The organism is Streptomyces durhamensis (assembly GCF_000725475.1).
Lineage (GTDB): Bacteria > Actinomycetota > Actinomycetes > Streptomycetales > Streptomycetaceae > Streptomyces > Streptomyces filipinensis.
Genome location: NZ_JNXR01000179.1, coordinates 1 through 304 on the forward strand (window position 1 = coordinate 1; position 304 = coordinate 304).

The 304-nt window shown below is 63.5% G+C and carries 1 pseudogene; it reads right to left on the reverse strand.

The features are described from left to right. Positions 1 to 304: pseudogene (locus IO33_RS0142270) on the reverse strand (nitronate monooxygenase); the annotation flags it as partial.

Below are 304 nucleotides of genomic sequence, written 5' to 3' on the forward strand. Positions count from 1 at the left end.
CTCCCAGATCGTCGAGAGTGCGCTCGACGAATGCACGATGCTCCGGCGGGATCATGGAATCGAGGTCGACTTGCGACCCCTCGGTGGGGATCTTCGCCGGCATCACCACATCTACGCCGAACGGTTTGCCGTCGGTGTTCTCGCGCATCCAGTCCAGGGTGGCGTCGAGCTCTTCCGCCTCGTTGAACCGGACGCAACCGAGCACACCCATACCGCCGGCCCGGCTGATCGCAGCGGCGACGTGCTCCGACGGTGTGAAACCGAAGATCGGGTATTCGATCCCGAACTCGTCTGACAGGGAGGT